The sequence below is a fragment of the Streptomyces sp. NPDC056347 genome (assembly GCF_042262625.1).
Classification (GTDB): Bacteria; Actinomycetota; Actinomycetes; order Streptomycetales; family Streptomycetaceae; genus Streptomyces.
Genome location: NZ_JBHJQP010000325.1, coordinates 1 through 2,484, shown reverse-complemented (window position 1 = coordinate 2,484; position 2,484 = coordinate 1). Strand labels below are relative to the sequence as shown.

The 2,484-nt window shown below is 72.3% G+C and carries 3 protein-coding genes; 2 read left to right on the top strand and 1 reads right to left on the bottom strand.

From position 1 onward, the window contains the following. Positions 1-83: 83 nt before the first annotated feature. Positions 84-827 (bottom strand): VC0807 family protein, encoded by a 744-nt coding sequence (locus ACFCV8_RS35920; protein ID WP_376689758.1) that lies wholly within the window; start codon positions 825-827, stop codon positions 84-86. Between the two features lie 212 nt (positions 828-1,039). On the opposite strand from ACFCV8_RS35920, the gene ACFCV8_RS35915 reads away from it, so the two are divergent. Both ACFCV8_RS35915 and ACFCV8_RS35910 read left to right on the top strand, forming a co-directional pair. Next, positions 1,040-1,669 carry a DUF4291 domain-containing protein gene (locus ACFCV8_RS35915; RefSeq protein ID WP_376689757.1) on the top strand — a complete coding sequence of 210 codons (630 nt, stop codon included), beginning with the start codon at positions 1,040-1,042 and terminating at the stop codon, positions 1,667-1,669. Positions 1,670-1,727: 58 nt separating this feature from the next. Further along, entirely contained in the window at positions 1,728-2,453 is a 726-nt protein-coding gene (locus ACFCV8_RS35910) for a DUF981 family protein (RefSeq protein ID WP_376689756.1), read from the top strand. The last annotated feature ends 31 nt before the right edge of the window (positions 2,454-2,484 follow it).

Below are 2,484 nucleotides of genomic sequence, written 5' to 3'. Positions count from 1 at the left end.
GAGCTGGACCAGCTCCCCTCCGGCCCTTTCCGCTGCCCGCCGGCACCCCCGTGTCCCGCGGACCGCTCCGCCCCGTGTGCCGGTCAGCGCCCGGCGCCGAAGGCGGCGTCCTCCTCGGTGATCATGTGCTCCATCGGGACCGCGCCCAGCCGGCCCGACACCAGGAACGCGCCCACCATCGTCACCACCATGACCACCGTGCCGAGCCACACCATCGTCTCCACCGGCAGCGTGTACGCGCCCACCACCCGCACCACGCACTCGCCCAGCAGCGCCGCACCCCACACCACCGAGAACCGGTTCTCCGCCCGCCGGAAGGCCGCCGAAGCCGCCGCCGAACCGCCCGCGAGCCGCTGCCAGGCGGCGTCCCTGGCCGGGTTGCCCTTCACCAGCCAGGGCCGCACCCCGGCGGTCATCATCGGCTGCCCCTTGAGCGCCGTCACCAGGACGACGAGCCCGATCAGGCTGCTCACCCCGCTGTCCTTGGCGAGCATCAGCCGCGGATCGCCGGTCAGCAGACTCGTCACCAGGCTCACCGCGTTCACCGTCACGATCAGCGCCGCCAGCCCGTTGAGCCGCCGCTCGCGCAGCACGCCCCACACGGTGCGCACGGCCGGCAGGGCGCTGCTCCAGGCCAGCGCGGCGAAGAGGCCCAGCCCCGCCGCCCTCAGCACGTAGTACGAGGCGAGCGGCACGCCGACGTCCACGAGCAGCGGAAGCAGCCCGTTCAGCACCGCCCGGCCCCGCGAGGGCGCCCCGACGGCCGGGGCCGGTGCGGCGAAGGGGGCGGGGGCGGGGGCGGCGAGGGTGGCGGCCGGGCTGCTCATGAGGGGGTCCTCCTCCGTAGCGGCGGGCTCCTCGGCGGCCCCGCTCTCGATACGTACAGACTGGCCCCCGGGCCCCGGTGCCCGGCAGAGCCGCGTGTACCGGACTCCGTATGACGAATGTCAGGTCCCGCGCATGACAGGCCCGGTGGACGGCCATTCGTCACGCGGTAAACCGTTCGCCGCCCCCGCCGTCCCGCTGCTCTGATGAGGTCATGATCTTCCCGACCTCCCCGACCTCCCCCACCGTTCCGCAGTACGAGATCCGCGCCCGGCACACCGACACCACCGTCACCGTGTACCAGGCCTACCGCCCCGGCCTCGGTCTCCCCGCAGCGCGGGACGGCCGCTTCCCCGCGGAGTGGAAGCGGGACCGGATGACCTGGATCAAGCCGAGCTTCCTGTGGATGATGTACCGCTGCGGCTGGGGCACGAAGGAGGGCCAGGAGACGGTGCTGGCCGTCGAGATCGCCCGCGAGGGCTTCGACTGGGCCCTGGCCAACGCCGAACTCTCGCACTACGTCAGGGGAGTTCACCCGGACCGGGCCACCTGGCAGCGGAGCCTGCGCGGTGCGCCGGCCCGCGTCCAGTGGGACCCCGAGCGCGATCTGCGTCTGAACCGGCTGCCGCACCGCTCCCTCCAGCTCGGCCTCTCCGGCGAGGCGTCCCGGCGGTACGCCGACGAGTGGACGGTGTCGATCCGCGACGTCACCCCGCTGGCCCGGCGGATCCACGGGCTGGTGCGCGCCGGACGCCTCGACGAAGCGGGCGCGCTGCTGCCCGGGGAATCCCCGTACCCGCGCGGCGCCGTTCCGGTCCCGGAGCAGGAGGCGACACGACCGTAGAGCGGGAAAATCTGGTCAAATCCCTCAAAAGGCCCCGGCGGAGAACTACGCTCCGCGCATGATCCAGCACGTCATGATGCCGCTCGCCGCGTCCGGTCTGAAGATCGACTGGGCCAGGATGCCGACCTACAACACGATCATGTCGGTGGCCGCCGGCGCCGGGCTGCTGCTCGTGGTGGCACTGGGGTACCGGCTGCTCGCCCCCAGGGCGGAGATCTCGTACGAGGGCTGGGCGCTCGCGTTCGCCGCGCTCGGCTTCACCCTCGTCACCACCGGCCTGCACATGACCCTGACCTGGCCGCTCGCCGGGCAGGGCTTCCCGTTCGACAACGTCATCTTCGGTGAACCGGCCCTGGCCTTCGGCGTCTTCCTGCTCACCGCCTCCTTCTATCTATGGAGGCGCGGCACCGAACTCCTCGGTGACGACCGGGTCGTCCGCACGGCCCGGGTCGCCGGCCCCATCTCCCTGTTCGTCTTCGGCATGGGCCTCGCCTGCTTCGGGATCGCCGCGGCGGGCTGGAAGTACACCCTCTTCGCCGCCCCGCCGGAGGAGCCCATCTCCGGGGAGTTCGCGAAGTGGCCGATGCTGGAGGCGAGCTTCATGTCCGGGCTGTACGTCCTGGTCGGCATCGGCGCCCTCCTCCTCCCGTTCGCGCTGCGACGGCCCAGGGGGTGGACGGCCTCGGTCATCGGCGTGGTCTGGGGGATCGCCGGGATCGCCTTCCTGCTCTTCGGCGGACTGAACTACTTCACCCACATCGGTCTCATCGTCAACACCATGTGAGGCGACGCGCGCGCCCGGCCCGCCGTGGGGC

What these genes read in the sequence shown, in the direction of transcription:
- ACFCV8_RS35915 (WP_376689757.1), top strand. Translation starts at nt 1,040, where the DNA reads ATGATCTTCCCGACCTCCCCGACCTCCCCCACCGTTCCGCAGTACGAG.
- ACFCV8_RS35920 (WP_376689758.1), bottom strand. Translation starts at nt 827, where the DNA reads ATGAGCAGCCCGGCCGCCACCCTCGCCGCCCCCGCCCCCGCCCCCTTC.
- ACFCV8_RS35910 (WP_376689756.1), top strand. Translation starts at nt 1,728, where the DNA reads ATGATCCAGCACGTCATGATGCCGCTCGCCGCGTCCGGTCTGAAGATC.